General features: G+C 62.5%; 17 protein-coding genes and 3 riboswitches. Of the genes, 14 read left to right on the top strand and 3 right to left on the bottom strand.

Translation table 11 applies throughout. The features are described 5' to 3' along the window. The first annotated feature begins 16 nt into the window (after window positions 1–16). Window positions 17–107: riboswitch (glycine riboswitch) on the top strand. A gap of 20 nt (window positions 108–127) precedes the next feature. Then, window positions 128–229, top strand: a riboswitch (glycine riboswitch). A 62-nt stretch (window positions 230–291) separates the two neighbouring features. From AMM33_RS03315 to AMM33_RS03330, 4 genes are all read left to right on the top strand, one after another. Then, window positions 292–1,557 carry a D-amino acid dehydrogenase gene (locus AMM33_RS03315; protein WP_090138824.1) on the top strand — a complete coding sequence of 422 codons (1,266 nt, stop codon included), beginning with the start codon at window positions 292–294 and terminating at the stop codon, window positions 1,555–1,557. Window positions 1,558–1,581: 24 nt separating this feature from the next. Further along, entirely contained in the window at window positions 1,582–2,973 is a 1,392-nt protein-coding gene (locus AMM33_RS03320; protein ID WP_090138826.1) for an L-serine ammonia-lyase, read from the top strand. Between the two features lie 65 nt (window positions 2,974–3,038). Continuing rightward, complete coding sequence (locus AMM33_RS03325) at window positions 3,039–4,094, top strand: threonine aldolase family protein (RefSeq protein ID WP_090139188.1); 1,056 nt, start codon at window positions 3,039–3,041, stop codon at window positions 4,092–4,094. A 99-nt stretch (window positions 4,095–4,193) separates the two neighbouring features. After that, entirely contained in the window at window positions 4,194–4,676 is a 483-nt protein-coding gene (locus AMM33_RS03330; RefSeq protein WP_090138828.1) for a GNAT family N-acetyltransferase, read from the top strand. Window positions 4,677–4,838: 162 nt separating this feature from the next. Here AMM33_RS03330 and AMM33_RS03335 read toward each other — a convergent pair whose 3' ends face one another. Then, complete coding sequence (locus AMM33_RS03335) at window positions 4,839–7,598, bottom strand: DUF349 domain-containing protein (RefSeq protein WP_228767936.1); 2,760 nt, start codon at window positions 7,596–7,598, stop codon at window positions 4,839–4,841. A 396-nt stretch (window positions 7,599–7,994) separates the two neighbouring features. Between AMM33_RS03335 and AMM33_RS03340 the strand changes: the two genes are divergently transcribed. From AMM33_RS03340 to nrdR, 3 genes are all read left to right on the top strand, one after another. Beyond that, window positions 7,995–8,762, top strand: a complete 768-nt coding sequence (locus tag AMM33_RS03340) for a lytic transglycosylase domain-containing protein (protein ID WP_194945208.1) — start codon at window positions 7,995–7,997, stop codon at window positions 8,760–8,762. A 31-nt stretch (window positions 8,763–8,793) separates the two neighbouring features. Next, a riboswitch (ZMP/ZTP riboswitch) is annotated at window positions 8,794–8,977 on the top strand. A gap of 51 nt (window positions 8,978–9,028) precedes the next feature. Beyond that, entirely contained in the window at window positions 9,029–10,273 is a 1,245-nt protein-coding gene (glyA, locus tag AMM33_RS03345; RefSeq protein ID WP_090138834.1) for a serine hydroxymethyltransferase, read from the top strand. Between the two features lie 10 nt (window positions 10,274–10,283). Then, the gene (gene nrdR, locus AMM33_RS03350) at window positions 10,284–10,730 is read left to right on the top strand and encodes a transcriptional regulator NrdR (protein WP_090138837.1); all 447 of its coding nucleotides are present in this window, start codon (window positions 10,284–10,286) and stop codon (window positions 10,728–10,730) included. Window positions 10,731–10,933: 203 nt separating this feature from the next. On the opposite strand, the gene AMM33_RS03355 is transcribed toward nrdR, so the two are convergent. Next, window positions 10,934–11,524 carry a GspH/FimT family pseudopilin gene (locus AMM33_RS03355; protein ID WP_090139189.1) on the bottom strand — a complete coding sequence of 197 codons (591 nt, stop codon included), beginning with the start codon at window positions 11,522–11,524 and terminating at the stop codon, window positions 10,934–10,936. A gap of 121 nt (window positions 11,525–11,645) precedes the next feature. Between AMM33_RS03355 and AMM33_RS03360 the strand changes: the two genes are divergently transcribed. The 6 genes from AMM33_RS03360 (at window position 11,646) to AMM33_RS03385 (ending at window position 17,293) form a co-directional block, all read left to right on the top strand. After that, window positions 11,646–12,107 (top strand): type IV pilin protein, encoded by a 462-nt coding sequence (locus tag AMM33_RS03360; RefSeq protein WP_090138838.1) that lies wholly within the window; start codon window positions 11,646–11,648, stop codon window positions 12,105–12,107. A gap of 15 nt (window positions 12,108–12,122) precedes the next feature. Further along, the gene (locus AMM33_RS03365; protein WP_090138840.1) at window positions 12,123–12,764 is read left to right on the top strand and encodes a PilW family protein; all 642 of its coding nucleotides are present in this window, start codon (window positions 12,123–12,125) and stop codon (window positions 12,762–12,764) included. After that, window positions 12,761–13,981 (top strand): hypothetical protein, encoded by a 1,221-nt coding sequence (locus tag AMM33_RS03370; protein ID WP_090138842.1) that lies wholly within the window; start codon window positions 12,761–12,763, stop codon window positions 13,979–13,981. The genes AMM33_RS03365 and AMM33_RS03370 overlap by 4 nt, the downstream gene beginning before the upstream one ends. Next, a complete protein-coding gene (locus tag AMM33_RS03375; protein ID WP_090138844.1) occupies window positions 13,978–14,403 on the top strand; it encodes a type IV pilus modification PilV family protein in 426 nt (141 codons plus the stop codon). The genes AMM33_RS03370 and AMM33_RS03375 overlap by 4 nt, the downstream gene beginning before the upstream one ends. A gap of 79 nt (window positions 14,404–14,482) precedes the next feature. After that, window positions 14,483–15,610, top strand: a complete 1,128-nt coding sequence (ribD, locus tag AMM33_RS03380) for a bifunctional diaminohydroxyphosphoribosylaminopyrimidine deaminase/5-amino-6-(5-phosphoribosylamino)uracil reductase RibD (protein ID WP_090138846.1) — start codon at window positions 14,483–14,485, stop codon at window positions 15,608–15,610. 147 nt (window positions 15,611–15,757) lie between these two features. After that, a complete protein-coding gene (locus tag AMM33_RS03385) occupies window positions 15,758–17,293 on the top strand; it encodes a class I adenylate-forming enzyme family protein (protein ID WP_090138847.1) in 1,536 nt (511 codons plus the stop codon). A gap of 370 nt (window positions 17,294–17,663) precedes the next feature. Here the strand turns inward: AMM33_RS03385 and rpiA are convergent, their stop codons facing one another. After that, window positions 17,664–18,335, bottom strand: coding sequence for a ribose-5-phosphate isomerase RpiA (rpiA, locus tag AMM33_RS03390; RefSeq protein ID WP_090138849.1), 672 nt, complete (start codon window positions 18,333–18,335; stop codon window positions 17,664–17,666). Window positions 18,336–18,438: 103 nt separating this feature from the next. Here rpiA and AMM33_RS03395 point away from each other — a divergent pair, with 103 nt between their 5' ends. After that, the gene (locus AMM33_RS03395) at window positions 18,439–19,482 is read left to right on the top strand and encodes a quinone-dependent dihydroorotate dehydrogenase (RefSeq protein WP_090138851.1); all 1,044 of its coding nucleotides are present in this window, start codon (window positions 18,439–18,441) and stop codon (window positions 19,480–19,482) included. Window positions 19,483–19,497 lie beyond the last annotated feature (15 nt).

Below are 19,497 nucleotides of genomic sequence, written 5' to 3' on the forward strand. Positions count from 1 at the left end.
CAACACACCATATCCATCGCCCGCATCGGGAGAGACTGTCAACCGCAGACAGCGCCGAAGGAGCAACCGCCCCGGAAACTCTCAGGCCAAAGGACCGATGCAGGCTGGCCCCCATCTCCGGATGAGGGTCACACACTCTGAAGAGCGCCCCCGATTCGTCACCGGGGTCCACCGCAGGAGCAAGCCTCATACGAGGTGAATCTCTCAGGTTTCAAACAGAGGGGGTCATGCCGCGCACATTCGGTGCGCTGCGTGTCCATCCGTTTGAGACGTTGAAACGAGAGAAGCTTCATGAAAAAACACATCGTCATCATTGGCGGCGGCATCACCGGCGTCACCAGCGCCTACGCCTTGGCCCAACAAGGTATCCAGGTCACCCTGATCGAGAAAAACCGCTACCCCGGCATGGAAACCTCCTACGCCAACGGCGGACAGTTGTCGGCCTCCAACGCCGAAGTCTGGACCCACCCGTCCACCATCCTCAAGGGCCTCAAATGGATGCTCAAGAGCGATGCGCCGCTCTTGATGAACCCCGCACCCACCTGGCACAAGCTCAGCTGGATGACCGAGTTCGTGGCGGCCATTCCCAAGTACAAAGACAACACCATCGCCACGGCCAAGCTGGCGATCGAGTCGCGCGAGCACCACTTTGCTTGGGCCAAGGCCGAAGGGATTGACTTTGACCACAAGCGCGAAGGCATCCTGCACATCTACCGCGACAAAAAAGGGTTTGACCACGCGGGCGAAGTCTCCAAGCTGCTGGCCCAGGGCGGCCTGCCGCGCCGTGCCGTGACGCCCGACGAAATGAAGGCCATAGAGCCGACCCTGCAAGGCCAGTACTACGGTGGCTACTTCACCGAAAGCGACTCCACCGGCGACATCCACAAGTTCACCTTCGGCCTGGCCAAGGCTTGCGAGCGACTGGGTGTGAAGATCCTCACCGAGCACCAGGTGCTGAATGTCGCATCCAACGGCCAAACTGCGACGGTGCAGGTCCAGCACCAAGGCCAGACCGAGACACTGAGCTTTGACGGTATCGTGATTTGCGCAGGTGTGCATGGCCGGGGCCTGGCCGCGCAGCTGGGCGACCGCCTGAACATCTACCCCGTCAAGGGCTACTCGATCACCGTGGGCCTGAACGACGCCACCAGCCAAGCCTGCGCCCCCCAAGTGAGTCTGCTCGACGACGAGACCAAGCTGGTCACCAGCCGCCTGGGCGCAGACCGCTTCCGTGTGGCCGGCACGGCCGAGTTCAACGGCATCGACCTGGACATCCGCGCGGACCGCATCAAGCCCTTGGTCAACTGGGTCAACCAATGCTTCCCCGGCGTGGACACGCGCCGCGCCGAGCCTTGGGCGGGTCTGCGCCCCATGATGCCCACCATGCTGCCGCGTGTAGGCGCAGGTAAAAAGGCCAATGTGTTCTACAACACCGGCCATGGGCATCTCGGCTGGACGCTCTCGGCCATCACGGCGCACCAATTGGCAGGGCATGTGTTGGCGTGGTCGCACGCCAACTTGTCGCCTGCAGGCCCCAGGCGTCTGGCGCAAGCCTGACCCCCCGTCACCAGGAGCGTCAGCATGGCAGTTTCGGTATTTGATCTCTTCAAAATTGGCATCGGTCCCAGCAGTTCGCACACCGTGGGGCCCATGCGGGCCGCCCGCATGTTTACGCAACACCTGCACAGCCACGGGCTGCTGGAACACACGGCCCGTGTGGGCTGCAGCCTGCACGGCTCGCTGGGGGCCACCGGCAAAGGCCACGGCAGCGACAAGGCAGTAATCCTGGGCCTGTGCGGCCTGGACCCCGAAACCGTGCCCATCGACGACATCGAGCCCACTTTGGCCCGAATTCGCAGGGCATGCCGCTTGCCCCTGCTGGGCACGCACCTTGTGCCTTGGAACGAAAAAACCGACCTGCTGTTCTACCGCAATCAGGCCCTTCCCTTTCATGCCAACGGCATGAAACTGAGTGCCTGGGACGCCAACGGCGCGCTGTTGGTCGAGCGCACTTATTACTCGGTGGGCGGCGGCTTTGTCATCACCGACGATGTGGCGCAAGATGACAAGCGCCAAAAGCGCCTGGCCCCCGACACCACCGTGCTGCCCATCGCGTTTGGCAGTGGCGATGCGTTGCTGCAGCGCTGCCGCGAATACGGCCTGAGCGTGGCGGACGTGATGCGGGCCAACGAGCGTCATTGGCGCAGCGATGCCGACATCGACAAGGGGTTGCTGCACCTGTGGGCCACCATGCAAGACTGCGTTGCGGCGGGTTTGCGCCACGACGGCTTCTTGCCTGGCGGCTTCAAGGTCAAACGACGTGCCCCCCAGCTGTGGCGCGACCTGACGCGCCAGCCCGAGAAAGCCCTGACCGATCCCCTGGCCGTGTTGGACTGGGTGAACCTGTACGCACTGGCGGTGAACGAAGAAAACGCGACGGGCGGTCGGGTGGTCACGGCGCCCACCAACGGCGCGGCGGGCATTGTGCCTGCGGTGCTGCACTACTACCGGCGCTTTGTGCCCGGCGCCACCGATGCCGGCGTGATCGAGTTTTTACTCACAGCTGGCGCCATCGGTATTTTGTACAAAGAAAACGCCAGCATCAGCGGAGCCGAAGTGGGCTGCCAAGGCGAGGTGGGCGTGGCCTGCAGCATGGCTGCGGGCGCCCTGTGCGCAGTGCTGGGCGGCACGCCCGAGCAGGTGGAAAACGCCGCCGAAATCGGCATGGAGCACCACCTGGGCCTGACCTGTGACCCCGTGGGCGGGTTGGTGCAAATTCCCTGCATCGAGCGCAACGCCATCGCCTCGGTCAAAGCCATCAATGCCGCCCGCATGGCTTTGCACGGGGATGGCAGTCATTTCGTCAGCCTGGACAAAGTCATCAAAACCATGCGCGAAACCGGAGCGGACATGAAGACAAAATACAAGGAAACCGCCCGCGGAGGACTGGCCGTCAACATCATTGAATGCTGAGCCAATCCGCCTGCGGAATGCCCAAGCGCACGGGGCACAGCACCCCACATCACACTGAGAAAACCATGAACACCACACCACAGCAATTTGCCAGTGACAACTACGCAGGCAGCTGCCCTGAAGCCCTACAAGCCCTGCTGGAAGCCAACGCCAGCGGGCACGAGCCCGCCTATGGCGACGATCGCTGGACGGAGCGCTCCACCAACATGTTGCGCGAGCTGTTCGAAATCGATTGCGACGTGTACTACGTCTTCAATGGCACAGCTGCCAATTCCCTGGCGCTCGCCGCCATGTGCCAGAGCTACCACTCGGTCATCTGCACGCCTGTGGCGCACATCGAAACAGACGAATGCGGGGGACCGGAGTTTTTCTCCAACGGCTCCAAATTGCTGGTGGCCGAGGGCTTGTCCACTGCGGCGCAACGCGGCAAACTCACACCCGAGGCGATTGAAACCCTGGTCACCAAACGCAGTGATATTCACTATCCCCGCCCCAAAGTGGCCTCCATCACCCAAGCCACAGAGCTGGGCACGGTCTACAGCGTGGACGAAGTTCGCGCCCTGTCCTGGATGGCCCAAAAACACAAGCTCAAACTGCACATGGACGGGGCGCGGTTTGCCAATGCCGTGGCGCACCTGGGCTGCAAACCGGCCGAGATCACCTGGAAAGCCGGGGTGGACGTGCTGTGCTTTGGCGGCACCAAAAATGGTCTGCCCGTGGGCGAGGCGGTGGTCTTTTTTGACCGAGAACTGTCACAAGACTTTGCCTGGCGTGTTAAGCAAGCCGGTCAACTGGCCTCCAAAATGCGCTTCATTTCGGCCCCCTGGGTGGGTTTGCTCGACAACAACACCTGGCTGCGCAACGCGCGCCATGCCAATGCCATGGCGCAGCGCTTGTACACGGGCTTGCTGCAGATCGAGGGTGTTCAGGTGTTGCACCCACCCGAGGCCAATGGCGTGTTCGCGCAATTGCCTGCGCCCTTGGTGGACGCCCTGCATGCCAAGGGCTGGAAGTTCTACCAGTTCATCGCCGGTGGCGGCTGCCGCTTCATGTGCGCCTGGGACACCACCGAAGCCTCGGTGGACACCCTGCTGGCAGACATTCAAAGCCTGAGCGCCTGAGCCAAGATGCACGCCGCGACCCTTCGGTATCGTGGAAAATATAGTGATCCCACACCCATGGTCCCACGGCCTCAGCGCCACCCTTCAGACGTCACCGACATGCCCCTGCACATCCTGCCCGTTGATTACCAGAACCCCACCCACCGCAACGCGCTGGTGATGCTGCTGGACGCCTACGCCCAAGACCCCATGGGCGGCGGCGAAGCGTTGGCGCAGGATGTGAAAGCTCGGCTGTGCGATGACCTGGCCGCACGCACCGATGCGGCCAGCTTCATCGCCTGGCTGGACGATGCGCCAGTGGGACTGCTCAACTGCATCGAGGGCTATTCCACCTTCAAGGCGCAACCCCTGATGAACATCCACGACATCGCCGTGCTGCGGGGCCACCGGGGTGCGGGCGTCGGTCAGGCTTTGCTGGCGGCGGCCGAGCAACACGCCAAGGATCGTGGCTGTTGCAAGCTCACACTGGAAGTGCTCACGGGCAATGCACGCGCCCTGACGAGCTACCTGCGTTTTGGCTTTGCACCCTATGCCCTCGACCCCGCCGCCGGGCAAGCCGGCTTCATGCAAAAGTGGATTTGATCACAGGAGCCAACGGCCCGGGGTCCGCTGCTTGCAGCGCTGGTTTGCCTGATTCTTGAGCTTCGATGGTCACTGCTTGTGGGGAGTCCCGGTACGCAGTGCTGATCGGCACATTCGGCAAAGGTCAAGCAGGCTTGACCTTTGCCCTTTGACTTTTGCCCCTCAACGGCGCAGCAGGTTTTTCAGCGCGTTTTGCAAACGACGTGCCGTATCGGCGTCATGCGGTCCGGACAGCACTTGCGCCACGTCCTGGCTCCAGGTTTCGGCGGGGCCAGGCTGGTTGCGCTGAGTCAGCAGTTGCAGTTGCAGGGCACGACGCTCTGACAAATGGTCTGCAGGCGTAGGCACTTCAGCCGCCATTTCCAGACGCAGCAAAGCCGTGGCCGCAGGCGCCTTGGCGGCTGAGCTGATGGCTTGCGTCCAGGCCTGGCGGGCGGTGGCGTTGACGGCCTTGCCCAGCTCTTGCGCCGTAGGCAGTGCATCGGCTTGTCGGTTTTGCCAGGCGCCCATCAAGCGCGTGAGGGTTTCGCCATGAGCCTGTGCGGCCAATTTGCGCAAAGACATTTCGGCGCGTTCCATGGCATCGCGTTGGGCTCGGAAAGCCGCATCCCCCAGACGCGGTGCGCGTTCACCCCGGTCCTGGAAATCGCCACGGGGGAAACGGTCACCGCGGTCACCACGATCCCCTGTGCGCGGGCCACGTTCACCCATGCGCCCTGGACGCTCGCCTGAACGTTCGCCGGGACGGCCATCGCGGCGGCCATCACGGCCTCCAAAAGCACCGGCGGGGGCTTCGGCTTTCTTTTGACCGGGACGGTCATCGCCACGCACGGCCACCACCGGTTTAGCGGGCTTGGGCGGCGTGACGACCGGTGCGGGCTCGGCCTGTGCGGCGTCGCCTTCGGGCGCCGCATCGGCTGCGGGTTCTGTCGCCGCTGGCGCCTGTGCGTCATCCGTGCTTGGGGCATCCTCAGCGGACGAAGAAGCTGCCGCGGGTGTCTCGGTCGCAGCTGCGGGAGGGGGCACCTCAGCGGCCTTGGCTTGCGCAGCAGCTGCTTCAGCCTGGCCGCGAAGTGCGGCGTCCAGCGCGGCCATGGCGGCGCGGATTTGGACCGCATCGCCACTGGCGTTGGCGGCATCCAGCGCCTTGGACGCGTCGATCACGGCGCGGTCACGGGCACTGAGCTGGGTCACGGCTTGTTGGCGCTCTGCACCCTTGCGCTGGAAGGCCTCGTCCAAGGGGGCGCGGAAAACCTCCCACAGCTTTTGTTCGGTCTTGCGGTCCAGCGGCACGGCTTGCGCCTCGGTCTGCCAGCGCAGCTGCAAGGCCTTGATGGCGTCCACGCGCAAAGCGGCTGCGCCCAATTCACGGGCCTCGTTGATCAGGGCCTGGCGGCGCTCGATGCTGGCTTTTTGGGCGGCTTCCAGACGGGCAGCGGCCGCTTTGATGATGGCCTTCCACTGCGACTGCATTTCACCAAAGGATTTCTCGCTCAGGTGGCCCGCATTGCGCCAGCGGTCGGCAAATTGGTGCAAGGCGCGCAATTGGCTGCGCCAGTCATCGCTTTGGGCGTATTCAATGGTCCAGGCCTTGACCTCTTCCATCAAGGCCACACGCTGGGCACGGTGGGCGGCGGACTCTTGCTTGATCTGGTCCAGCCAGGCTTGCACGGTTTTGTAGGCTTCGTTGCAGGCCGCGTCAAAGCGTTTCCACAGCGCATGGTTGGGCAAGCCGCCCTGGTCGGTTTGTTTCCAGCTTTCGCGCAGCTGGCGCAGGTTTTCCTGCATCTTGCGACCGCCCATGGCGGGCGTTTTTTCAGCACCCAGCAAGGCTTCGGCCTTGATCACCAACTCTTGGCGCAGCTGGTCGGCACGCCAGCGCTGCCAGCCTTCGAGTTCACCGGCAGCCGTCAAGGCGTTGTGCACACGCTCATCCAGTGCGGCGTCCAGGTGTTTGCCGTGTGTTTTGAGCACGGCGCGCAGGGCTGCTGCGGCACCGGCTGTCGCCTTGCCGTGGCCTTCGGCGACTTCTTTCTCAACAGCATCGAGCACTTCGCTCACGGCCACATTGGCGGCATCACGCAGCGCTTGGCGTTGCGCCGGGTCCATTTTGGGCTTGGCTGCTTTGGCAGGCTGCTCGCTGGGTGCGGCAGTTGCCGTAGCCTCACCACGCAAGCGGCGCACTTCATCGGCCCACACGGGCACGGGAGGCAAAGGAGCCGACACATCGGCTTGCGCTTGCTGCGCCGACACCAGCGCCGCACAAAAGCCATCCCAGACGGCCTGCAACTGGTTGCTGGCGGCATCCAGCTGGGGCGGAAACTTCAGGTCCACGCTGGGCCATGTGGCATGCGCGGTCAATTGGCCTGACTGGGCCAACCACTGGGCCACATCGGCTTGCAAACCCGTCTGGCCCACTTGTGCCTCGGCAATGTGTTTGGTGGACAAGACTTCAATGCGTTGGGCCAGCAAGACGGCCGCTTCGCGCTGCACCATCACCTGATGCTGCAAATCTTCCACAGCCTTGACCACTTCGGCCAAGCGGATTTTCAGGCTGGCCAATGGCTCACGGGAGAGCGGCGCACCGGCCTTGGCCGCATCGCGCTGCCAAGCCAGGGCATCGGCAATGTTCAGGCGTGGTGCCTGCAACATGTGCTCGGCCCGTTGCGCCCAGTCGCTGGCCAGAGCTTCCTGGCCTTGGGCCCGTTTGATCTCATCGAGCTTTTCCTTGAGGATTTTGGCCACGCCTTTGTCCCGGGCTGACAACTCACGGTACACCTCATTCATCACATCGCCAGAAGGCTCGGTTTGAAGCCAGTCGCGCACGCGGGCGCTTCGCTCACCAGAGGTGGCGGCCGAAAAAGCGCCACCGGTCAATTGGTCCAGGGCGGCAAGGTCAAGAGGCTTAGAAGATGAAGTCACGGTCAATACGCTTTAAAACACAATCCATGCCGAACACGGCATCAGGCAATGGAACCGGACGCACAAGCCATCGTCATGCACATCCAGCCAAAAGCGGTATTTTCGCTGTTTATTTCGACATGGCTCGCAACTCATGGCCTCTACAAGCCAATCTCTGTCTGTTTTGTGTGAAGTGTGGCGTCTATATATTTAAAAATTACACATATTTACAATTGATATTCTTGACGAGATATGAAATGTTTCTAGAATTCGCCCAGTCCACCCCCAACTGGGGAAAACCCTAGATCACCCGCCTGGTTCAAGCTGCAAGTGCGTTGGCATTGTCAGCAGCTTCCTGCCCCCCCAACCTACAAGCCCTGTGACTGTGTCACTCGGCTTGGCATGAGAGGTCGTGCTATGACAGCGAGTTCGAATTTTTCCCGTCTTTGGCGGAGCCTGGCCACCTGTGCAGGCGATATTCGTGAAGGATTTATTGAAATCACACGCCACAGCCTGGCCTTGCTCGGCTTGCTGGTGGTCGCGGTGACACTGACATTCGTCGCCCGACCGGACTTACAAGCATCGGCCAGTGAAGAGCTGATGGGATGGCTGGAAATGCGCCAATCGGACGCCTTGGACATCCCCGAAGTACTTAACGCAGCCAGCCGTTCGACCGCCACGGCCGTCAAAAATCTTCCCAAAGACCAAATGGCTGTGACCTATTGGCTCAGCCGCAAATACCGCGTATCGCCCGAGCCCATGGGCGCCTTGGTGTCCGAAGCATGGACCGTGGGTGAACGCAGCCAGATTGCACCCACCTTGATTCTGGCCGTGATCGCCATTGAGTCGAAATTCAACCCTTTTGCATCAGGCACTCAGGGCGGCATGGGACTGATGCAAATTGAGCCACAGGCACACAGCGAAACGCTCAAACCCTTTGGCGGGCGTTTGGCCGCCTTTGACCCGCGCACCAATGTACGTGTGGGCACACGCTTGCTGCAGGAGTTGTTGCAAAAATCCAATTCAGTCGAAGCGGCCCTACAAGCCTATGCCATGGCCTCTGGGCAAACGGACAACACCCAGTACATCGAACGCGTCTTGAGCGAGCAAAAGCAACTTGAGCGACTGACCCAAGGCCTGACAACGGCCGCCATCAGCACACGGGCAGGCGCACCCTCCTTGTGAGCGATGAGGCTAGACCAGGCTCGGCTACACTTGCGGGGTGCGCAACTGGCGATAGGAGCGCTGCCTTGAAAAACCTTTGCAGGCAGCCCACTCTGACGTGGACCGCGGTGCCCTCTCAACAAGGAAATCACCCCAAACCACTGGGAAGCGCGCAACCCGGAACCGGCCCCAGTGCCCAGACCAGGGTTTTTCAGCCGTTCGCCTGGGCAGCCCTTGTCAACAACACCCCTGTTTAAGCCAAGGTTCCATTCATTTGAAGGACTGCCATGTACGACCGCAACATTCTGATTGAACAAGCCGACCCCGAAATTTTTGCCGCCATCCAGGCCGAAAACGCGCGTCAGGAACACCACATCGAGCTGATCGCCAGCGAAAACTACGCCTCGCCCGCCGTCATGGCCGCGCAAGGCTCGCAGCTGACCAACAAATACGCCGAAGGCTACCCCGGCAAGCGCTACTACGGCGGCTGCGAATTTGTCGACATCGCCGAGCAATTGGCCATTGACCGCATCAAGCAGATCTTTGGTGCCGACTGCGCCAACGTGCAGCCGCATTGCGGCGCATCGGCCAATGAAGCCGTGTTCCTGGCTTTCCTCAAGCCCGGCGACACCATCATGGGCATGAGCCTGGCTGAAGGCGGTCACCTGACCCACGGCATGCCGCTGAACATGTCGGGCAAGTGGTTCAACGTGGTGAGCTATGGCTTGGACGCCAACGAAGCCATCGACTACGAGGCCATGGAAGCCAAGGCCCGCGAAACCAAGCCCAAGCTGATCATTGCCGGTGCCTCGGCCTATTCGCTGCACATCGACTTTGAGCGCTTTGCCAAAATCGCCAAAGAAGTCGGCGCGATTTTCATGGTCGACATGGCCCACTACGCCGGTTTGATCGCTGCGGGCGTTTACCCGAACCCCGTGCCCCACGCGGACGTGGTCACCTCGACCACCCACAAGAGCCTGCGAGGCCCACGCGGCGGCATCATCTTGATGAAGGCCGAGCACGAAAAAGCCATCAACAGCGCCATCTTCCCCGGCCTTCAAGGCGGCCCGCTGATGCATGTGATCGCGGCCAAGGCCGTGGCTTTCAAAGAGGCGCTCCAGCCTGAATTCAAGGCCTACCAAGCCCAAGTGATCAAGAACGCGCAGATCATTGCCGAGACCTTGACCCAGCGCGGCCTGCGCATCGTGAGCGGCGGCACCCAAAGCCACGTCATGCTGGTGGACCTGCGGGCCAAGGGCATCACCGGCAAAGTGGCCGAAGCGGCTTTGGGCAACGCCCACATGACCATCAACAAAAACGCCATCCCGAACGACCCTGAAAAGCCGTTCGTGACCAGTGGCGTGCGCATCGGCACCCCGGCCATGACGACCCGCGGCTTCAAGGATGAAGAGGCCCGCGCCACCGCCCACCTGATTGCGGACGTGCTGGACAACCCACTGGACGAGGCCAACATCGCTGCTGTGCGTGCCAAAGTCAACGCGCTGACCGCACGTTTCCCGGTTTACAAATAAGGCCTGCGCCATGAAATGCCCCTTCTGCGGTCACCTCGAAACCCAAGTGGTTGAAACACGGTTGGCCGAAGACGGGGGCTTCATCCGGCGCCGCCGCCAGTGCGGCGCCTGCGAAAAGCGCTTCACCACTTACGAAAAGCCCGAAGTCAGCTTTCCGGCCATCGTCAAAAAAGACGGTCGGCGCATCGAATACCAACGCGAAAAACTGCGCGCCAGCCTGAACCTGGCCCTGCGCAAACGCCCCGTGAGCACCGAGCAAGTGGACGGCGCCATCGAACGCATTGAAGAAAACCTGCTGGCGGTGCCCAGCCGCGAAGTGGCCTCCAACCGCATTGGCGAGCTGGTCATGCGCGAGCTCAAAAAGCTCGACAAAGTGGCCTATGTGCGCTTTGCCAGCGTCTACCGCAGCTTTGAAGACATCGACGACTTCAAGACCTTGGTGGACGAAGTCCGCTGAAGCCTCTCTGCAGAGAGATCAGCGCCTGCCTTCAATGGATCCGGCCCGATGAAGTCTGGGCAGTGTGTTGCCATTTGGGGGGATTTTGTGGGAGCTTGCCCTGCAAGCGAAAAGCCTGTGGTCCACAAGCGTCTGATCGCCAGCAGGGCTGGCTCCCACATTGTGCAAGTTCGAAGCCACCCTTCAGACTGCACAGAGCCGAATCAATAAGGGCAAGTCTGCGGGGTGTATTTCTCCAGTCGGGGCTTGCCCAGCGCATTGCTCACCACCTGCCAGCCCACCTCCGCAGAGGGCCTGCAAAACTTCCAGCTGCCGGCCATGAACGCCCCATTGGTGCTCATGCTGCGCCCTTCTGAACCATAGGAAAAATAGGCTTTGACCGTGTTGGTCACCGTCAAGCGCATGGCAGCAGGCACGGCGGCATGCACCTCGATCACCGGCTCACCGGCATCGCGCTGGGCGTTGTCGTTGGCATCTGCAAACACCAGCCAGCCTTGCTGCCAGGCGCCAGCGGGATCGCAGGTGCTGTCGCTGGCGCGTGCGCATAGCGTCACCCGCTGCTGCCGACGCAGGGCTTCAGAGCGGGCCAGGATCAGGCTGTCCAGAAAGCCTTCGGCCTGGGCTTGCAACTGGTGCCGCTCTCGCAAACCCGCAAAAGGCGGTGCTGCCAGGGCCACCAGAATGCCCAAAATCGCCACCACCACCAAGGCCTCCAACAAGGTGAAACCCTTGCTCCGGCCCGCCAGGGTCTGGTTTGCAGAAAGAACATGGCGTAGAAAAACAGGCTGTCTCATGCGGTCTCCTTGCCTGGCGACTTTTGTGCCACTGAGCCGCAAGCATGCGCCACAGCTTGCCAATGACCATCAAAAAAGATACAAAAGAATACATAAATTTCAAAAACCAGGGAGACTTTCCATGACCAGGCCATACAGGGGTACGAACGCCCACCCCCCACAACACTGCGCAGGATGGACCCTGACCGAGTTGCTCATCAGCCTGGCTTTGATGAGCGTGTTGGCGGCGCTGGCCCTGCCCGCCTACCAGCAGCAACAGCGCCAGGCCAGGCGCGGCGATGGACAAGCCGCCCTGCTGCAACTGCAAATGGACCAGGCCCGCTGGCGCAGCGCCCACGACAGCCACACCGACACCCTGGGCGCTTTAGGCTGGAGCAGCGACCGGTCTGCGCAAGGACACTACCAAATCAGCATCACCGAAGCCACGGCCGACAGCTACACCGTCGAAGCTGTGGCGCTGGGGAGCCAGGCCGCAGACCGCGACTGCAACCCTTTGCGCCTGAGCTGGCAAGGCAGTGCCACTGCCGTGTTCAGCGCCGGACCCGAGATCGGCAGCGACCCGGCCCGCTGCTGGCGGCGCTAAAAAAACAGCGTGACCATGACGCCCCAAAGTGAGCGCGGCGAAACCTTGACAGGTCTGCTCGTGGGCCTGTCGGTGGGCCTGGTGGTGCTGGCCGCAGGCAGCGCCCTGCTGGCCAATCACCTGCGCGGCCACCGCATGGCCCTGCAAGACAGCCATCTGCACCACGACCTGCGCTCGGCCATGGACTGGATGGCGCGAGAACTGCGCAAAGCCCAATATTCGGCCAAGGCTTGGGAAACACGCTCGCCCACGGCCTGCACCGACAAGTTTTGCGATGGGTTAGAAGACTTCAGAATCAAAGACGACTGGATCGACTTCAGCCACGACCGCAACCACAACGGCGAAAAGGACAATGATGAATGCATGGGTTTTCGGCTGTCAGACCAACAGTTGATGGTCAAAAGATCATGCGTGGTCAACGGCGGCTGGCGATCCAGCGGCGACTGGCAAGCCATCACCGATCAGACCAGTCTGGAAATCACGGCGCTGAGTTGGCAGCTGCGCTGCGAACTTCACCAGGGCTGGCTACAGCGTGCCGTTCAGATGAGTTTGACAGCGCAGTGGCCGGGCGATGCCACCCGCCAAGTCAGCCTGACCCAGACCGTGCATTTGCGCAACGACCTGCCCGCTGCCATGAAAGCGCGGTTTTGCCCATGACAAAAGCCCGCCCCCACTTGCTGCGACAACACGGCGCCATCACCTTGATGGTGGCCATTGGCCTGGTGATCCTGGCCAGTCTGGCCAGTTTTTACAGCGCCCGCAGTGTGTTGATGGACCAATTGGCCAGCCACAACCACGCCCGCGCCAGCGAGGCCAGACTGGCGGCCGATGCAGCCTTGGCCAGTGCGCAGGCCACGCTGCCCAGCACAGGCCTCGAGGTCAATGGTCTGTTCAACACCTTGTCCACCTGCCCAGCTGGCGTGAATGGGCCGCAGTGGCAGTGCACGCGCCTGAACCCTGCACAACACCCCGCCATGCCCCAGGCCCAACTGAGCGCCACCGCCGTGCGTGACCTGGTGCAGTCGCCGCATGTGCTCACCCTGCATGCCAGCGCCAGCATCAGCGGGCAAAACAGCCAGGCCCAAGTGCGAGAAAGCGTGTTTGTGCCCACCGTGGCTGCGGCACCGGGACTGTCTGCCCAAGCGGCGTTGGTACTCAACGGCTGCGTGAGTGAGGCCTCTGGCGCCAGCCTGCGCGTGTGCCCCTTGGTCAGCAAAGACGAAGTCTGTGCCAGCACCGCCAAAGGCCCGGCGGTGTTGACGCATTTCGTGGTGGACACCAACCGCAATGGCAGCATTTCCACCGCCGAAAAGAACGCCTGCCTGGCCTTGAGCGCGTCCAGCTTGCCCGGCGGAGGCAGCAAAACCGGACCCAACGCAGCCGTGCCGCGCAGCCCCTGCAGCCGCGCCGCCTGGCAAAGTGTGTTGGGTGACATCACCGACGAACAACTGCAAGCCTGGTCCACCGCGCAAGAGCGCAACGGTCTGACGGCGCAAACCACGCCGCCCCGCTCGATTTACTGGATCGACAGCCCCGCTGACTGGCAACAAAACATAGGCTCGGCGGACACCCCGGCCCTGCTGGTGTTTTCTGCCAAGGCCTGCGCCCAGCGCTGCCCGCGCATCGGCACTGGCGTGCGCATTTACGGCAGCGTCTTGATCGAATCGAGTTGCAACGACGAAAAAATGCGCGGCTGGCAAGCCGGGACCATTGAAGGCCAGCTGGTTGTGGAGTCCGGCATACCCGAATGGCGATCTGGCACGCTGCTGGCCCGCCCCGACGGGCGCAATGCCTACATACTGAACTGGCCAGAAGGCATGGATGCGACTCGGGTGCAGCGCGTCAACGGCAGCTGGAGCGAGGGCACGCCATGACACGCAGCGCCCACACCCAGCAAGGCATGGCCTTGATCGAAGCCCTGATCGCCTCAGCGGTGCTGGGCATCGGGCTGGTGGGCGCCACGCAATTGACCCTCAAAACCCTGCACATGGCCAGCGAAAGCCGCCAACACACCGTGGCACAGCACCTGGCCCAGGAGGCCATGGACTGCTTGCATGCCCGCGCCAGCGTCTGCCCCGTTGAAGAAAAAATCCTGGTGCAAGGCGTGCGCTTCACCCGGCAAGCGCGCAGCACGCCGCGCGGCAACGGCCAGATTCAAGACCTGCAAGTGAGCGTGAGCTGGGCCGCCAGCGGCACCAATGCCAATGCCCCTGCAACTTCGGGCGCCTCGTCCGAAAACCGCGTCGAATGGCACAGCAGCGCCTCGGCTCTGCCCGCCTGGGTTACGGGGCCATAATTGATTTTTTTCAGGTGCAGCGCCTGAATTTCCTCATTTTTGGACCGCCGTGCCCGCTTCAACCTCTCCCCTTTCCTCCTTGCAGCCCCCTCTGAAAACCGCACTGGACCTGGCCCGTCAAGCCCTGTGGCTGACCTCGCCCAACCCGCGAGTGGGCTGCGTCATCACCTCTGCTGACGGCGCGGTGCTGGGCCAAGGCCACACCCAGCGTGCAGGCGGCCCGCACGCCGAAATCATGGCCCTGCGCGACGCGGCCGAGCGCGGCCACAGCGTGCAAGGCGCCACCGCCTGGGTCACGCTGGAGCCTTGTGCCCACCAAGGCCGCACCGGGCCGTGTTGCGATGCGCTGGCCGCTGCGGGCATCGGGCGCGTGGTCTCGGCCATGACCGACCCCAACCCCCAAGTAGCAGGCCAAGGCATGGCGCGCTTGGCAGCTGCGGGCGTGCAAACCGAAACGCTGGACCCCACCTCAGACGAGGCCATTGAAGCGCGTGAGCTGAACATCGGATTTTTCAGCCGCATGGAACGCGCCCTGCCCTGGGTGCGCATGAAGCTGGCCGCCTCTCTCGACGGCCAAACCGCCTTGCAAAACGGCCAAAGCCAGTGGATCACCGGACCCGAAGCCCGCGCTGACGGCCATGCCTGGCGTGCGCGTGCCTGCGCCATCCTGACCGGCATCGGCACCGTGCTCGAAGACGATCCGCAACTGAACGTGCGCGGCCTCGATGTGCCTCGCCAACCGCATCTGGTGGTGGTGGACAGCCGCCTGGACATGCCTTTGAACGCCAAACTGCTGGACACCCAAGGCACGGGCGAGCAAGCCCGCCAAATCTGGATTTACACCGCCACCGCCCCCCAGGAAGCACAACACGCGGACAAACGTGCCGCACTGATCGCACGCGGCGTCACCCTGATCGACATGCCCGGCCCTGGCGGCAAAGTCGATCTGGCCGCCATGCTGCGCGACCTGGCCCGGCGCGAAATCAATGAGCTGCATGTGGAAGCCGGCCACAAACTCAACGGCTCCTTCATCCGCGAAGGTCTGGTGGACGAATACCTCGTCTACATCGCCCCGCAGCTACTCGGCCCTGGCCAGGGCATGGCCAATTTGCCTGCGCTAACAGCCCTGAGCGACGCCGTGAAATTGGCCTTTCACGCGGTGGACCGCATCGGCGCGGATGTGCGTTTGGTCTTGCGCCGAGCCTGACCACTGCCCCCTGAAGTGCCTCCCCGCAGGTCGGCAGCTTCAGCGCCATCATGACGGGTTGGCCCCGCTGTGACCAAGACGTCCAAGCGACAAACTGCATGCGGCAGTCGGGGTCAAAATAGCGGCACTTTTGCTGGAGACATTGAATTGAACCTCGCCCACTTGCTGCAACGCCAAGCCCGCATGGCCCCCGAGCGCCCGGCCATCTTCAGCGGCACCCCATGTGTGGCCACCTATGCGCAGTGGGCGCAGCGCTGCCAGCACTTGGCAATGCAGTTTCAAGCGGCGGGCTTGCAACCCGGCGACCGGGTGGCGCTGTTCATGCGCAACCATGTGCGCTATCTGGAAGTGCTGTTTGCCGCTTGGTGGGCAGGATTGGCCGTCGTGCCCATCAACGCCAAACTGCATGTGCGCGAAGCCCAATGGATCATCGACAACGCACAGGCCCGCTGGGCCTTTGTGACGGCAGACATCACGAGCGACACAGGCGACAAGCTCACAGGCCTTGAGCGCGTGATCGACGTGGACAGCGCCGAGGCTAATGCGCTTTGGCAATTGCCCGCATCACCCGTCGACACCCCGATCACCGAGCGCCAGGCCGATGACCTGGCCTGGCTCTTCTACACCAGCGGCACCACCGGCCGGCCCAAGGGCGTGATGATCACGCACCGCAACCTGATGACCATGGGCTTGGGCTATTTCTGCGATGTGGACCCCGTCAGCCCGCAAGACACCATCGCCTACGCAGCGCCCATGTCACACGGCGCGGGCATTTACGCCATTCCACACCTCATGGCGGGGGCACGGCACATGGTGCCGCCTTCCGGTGGATTCGATCCGGCCGAGTTGTTTGCCTTGGGCCAACAAGTCGGGCCGCTGTCGATGTTTGCTGCGCCCACCATCGTCAAACGCCTGGTGGACCATGCCGAATCTGCCGGACTGTCTGCGAGCGCTTGCGGCCAATCGTTCAAAACCGTGGTCTATGGCGGAGCACCCATGTACGCGGCCGACATCCAGCGGGCGCTGCGTGTCATGGGGCCGCGCTTTGTGCAGATTTACGGCCAAGGCGAAAGCCCCATGGTGGGCACGGCCCTGTCGCGCCACCACCTGCAAGACACCCAGCACCCCCGGCACCTGGATCGCCTGGCCTCGATTGGCGTGGCGCAAACCCCGGTGAACATCCGCGTGACCGACGAGCAAGGCCGCGACTTGCCACTGGGCGAGATTGGCGAAGTGCTGATTCAGGGCGACAGCGTGATGGCCGGCTACTGGCGCAACCCCGAAGCCACGGCCAAAGCCATCCAAAACGGCTGGCTTTTCACGGGCGACATGGGCTGTCTGGATGCCGATGGCTTTTTGACCCTGAAAGACCGTAGCAAAGACATGATCATCAGCGGCGGCTCCAACATCTACCCCCGCGAAATCGAAGAGGTGCTGCTGCACGCAACGGGCGTGTCAGAAGTGGCTGTGGTCGGCGCGCCCGATGCCGAATGGGGCGAAGTGGTGGTGGCGTTTGTGGTGCCGCAAGCAGGCCACACCCCCGACACCGCTGCACTGGACGCGCTGTGCCTGCAAGAGATCGCCCGCTTCAAGCGCCCCAAACGCTACGTGGTGGTGGACAGTCTGCCCAAAAACAATTACGGCAAGGTGCTCAAAACCGAGCTGCGCCAGCGGCTGGCCTGAGAGGACCTTTCAAAGCCTATGCCGGCTCTGTTGCCGCCGACCTGCGAATACATCGCGTTATAGATTCGGCCCGATGAAGTTTGAGCCGTGTGCTGCCAATTGGGAGGATTTTGTGGGAGCTTGCCAGCCAAGCGAAAAGCCTGTGGTCCTCAAGCGTCTGATCGCCAGCAGGACTAGCTCCCACAAGGTGCAAGGTTGAAGTCACCCTGCAGACTTCAGAGAGCCGGATCAATAGGTCGGAAGCTTCAGCTCCGACGTTTCAGCCTTCTCCAAAGGCCCTGTGTCGGGGCTAAAGCCACCGACCTGCGAATACGTCCCCGTAGGTCGCTGGCTTCAAGTCCGACACGGGCAAACGAAGCGCAAGGACCGTTCAGAAGTTCAAGGTTTTCACGCCTGCAGAAGTCCCCAGCAAACACACTTGTGCTTTTTGCAGCGCAAACACCCCCACCGTCACCACACCCGGCCACTGGCTGACGGTGTTTTCAAACGCCACCGGGTCGGTGATCTTCAAGCCCTTCACATCGACGATGTGCTGGCCGTTGTCGGTGACCAGCGGCTGGCCGTCTTTTTGGCGAACCACCGCGCTGCCGCCCATGGCCGCGAACTGGCGCATCACGCGGGCGGTGGCCATGGGGATGACTTCGACCGGCAAGGGAAAAGCGCCCAGCGCATCCACCAACTTGCTCTCGTCCGCGATGCAGACAAACTGTTGGCTCTGGGCCGCCACAATTTTTTCGCGGGTGAGCGCCGCGCCGCCACCCTTGACCATGTGGCCTTGGTGGTCGATCTCGTCGGCACCGTCGATGTAGACCGACAGGCTCTCGACCTCGTTGCTGTCAAACACCGGAATGCCCAAGGCCTTCAGGCGCACGGTGGAGGCTTCGGAGCTGGACACCGCGCCCTTGATTTGGTCTTTCATGGTGGCCAGCGCATCGATGAATTTGTTCACCGTAGAGCCCGTGCCCACGCCGACGATCTCGCCAGGGACAACGTATTTCAGGGCGGCTTGGCCCACCAGGGCTTTGAGTTCGTCTTGGGTCATGAAAATGGCTCGGTTGGAAAGTCAAAAAGGCGGGCCGGGGTTTGAGACAATCGGAGCAACCGATCCCTACACAACACCTCCTGCACCAGCCCGGAATTATCCAATGTCCCTGATCCCTTATTGCCTGACCCGCCCTGTTTTGTTCAGGATGGACCCCGAAGAGGCCCACGACTTGACCATCGAAGGCCTGGCCCGCACCCAGAACACCCCACTTGACCGCCTTTACCGCCAACCCTTTGTGGCGCAACCCATCACGCTGGCGGGTCTGCATTTCCCCAATCGGGTCGGCATGGCTGCGGGTCTGGACAAAAACGCCCGCTGCATCGACGGTCTGGGCGCCATGGGTTTTGGCTTTGTCGAAGTCGGCACCGTCACCCCCAAGGCGCAGCCGGGCAACCCCAAGCCGCGCATGTTCCGCCTGCCCGAAGCCAACGCGCTGATCAACCGCCTGGGTTTTAACAACGACGGGCTCGACGCCTTCATCGCCAACGTCAAGCGCTCCAAGTTTCGCCAGCAGGGCCGCCTGCTGGGTCTCAACATCGGCAAAAACGCCGCCACGCCGATTGAAAACGCCACCGACGACTATTTGATCGCGCTGGCCGGCGTTTACCCGCACGCCGACTATGTGACGGTGAACATCTCCAGCCCCAACACCAAAAATCTGCGCGCCCTGCAAAGCGACGAGGCGCTCGACGGCCTGCTGGGCGCCCTGGTGGCGCGGCGCGAAGAACTGGCCGCCGAACACGGCCGCCGCGTGCCCATGTTCCTCAAAATCGCCCCCGATCTGGACGAAACCCAAGTGGGCGTCATTGCCGCCACCCTGCAAAAGCACGGCATGGACGGCGTGATCGCCACCAACACCACGCTGGCGCGAGACGCCGTGAGCGGCTTGGCGCACGCCGAAGAGACCGGCGGCCTGTCCGGCTCGCCCGTGCTGGAAGGCAGCAACCGCGTGATCCGCGGGCTGCGCGCCGCCTTGGGCAAAGACTTCCCCATCATCGGCGTGGGCGGCATCCTGAGCGGGCACGACGCGATCTCCAAAATAGAAGCCGGGGCCGACGTGGTGCAAATCTACACCGGGCTGATCTACAAAGGCCCGGCGCTGGTGACCGAGGTGGCGAGTGCGTTGCAGCAGATGAAGCGCTGAAGCAAAGCGCCGAAG

It is taken from the genome of Limnohabitans sp. DM1, assembly GCF_001269385.1.
In the GTDB taxonomy this organism is placed as follows: Bacteria; Pseudomonadota; Gammaproteobacteria; order Burkholderiales; family Burkholderiaceae_C; genus Limnohabitans_A.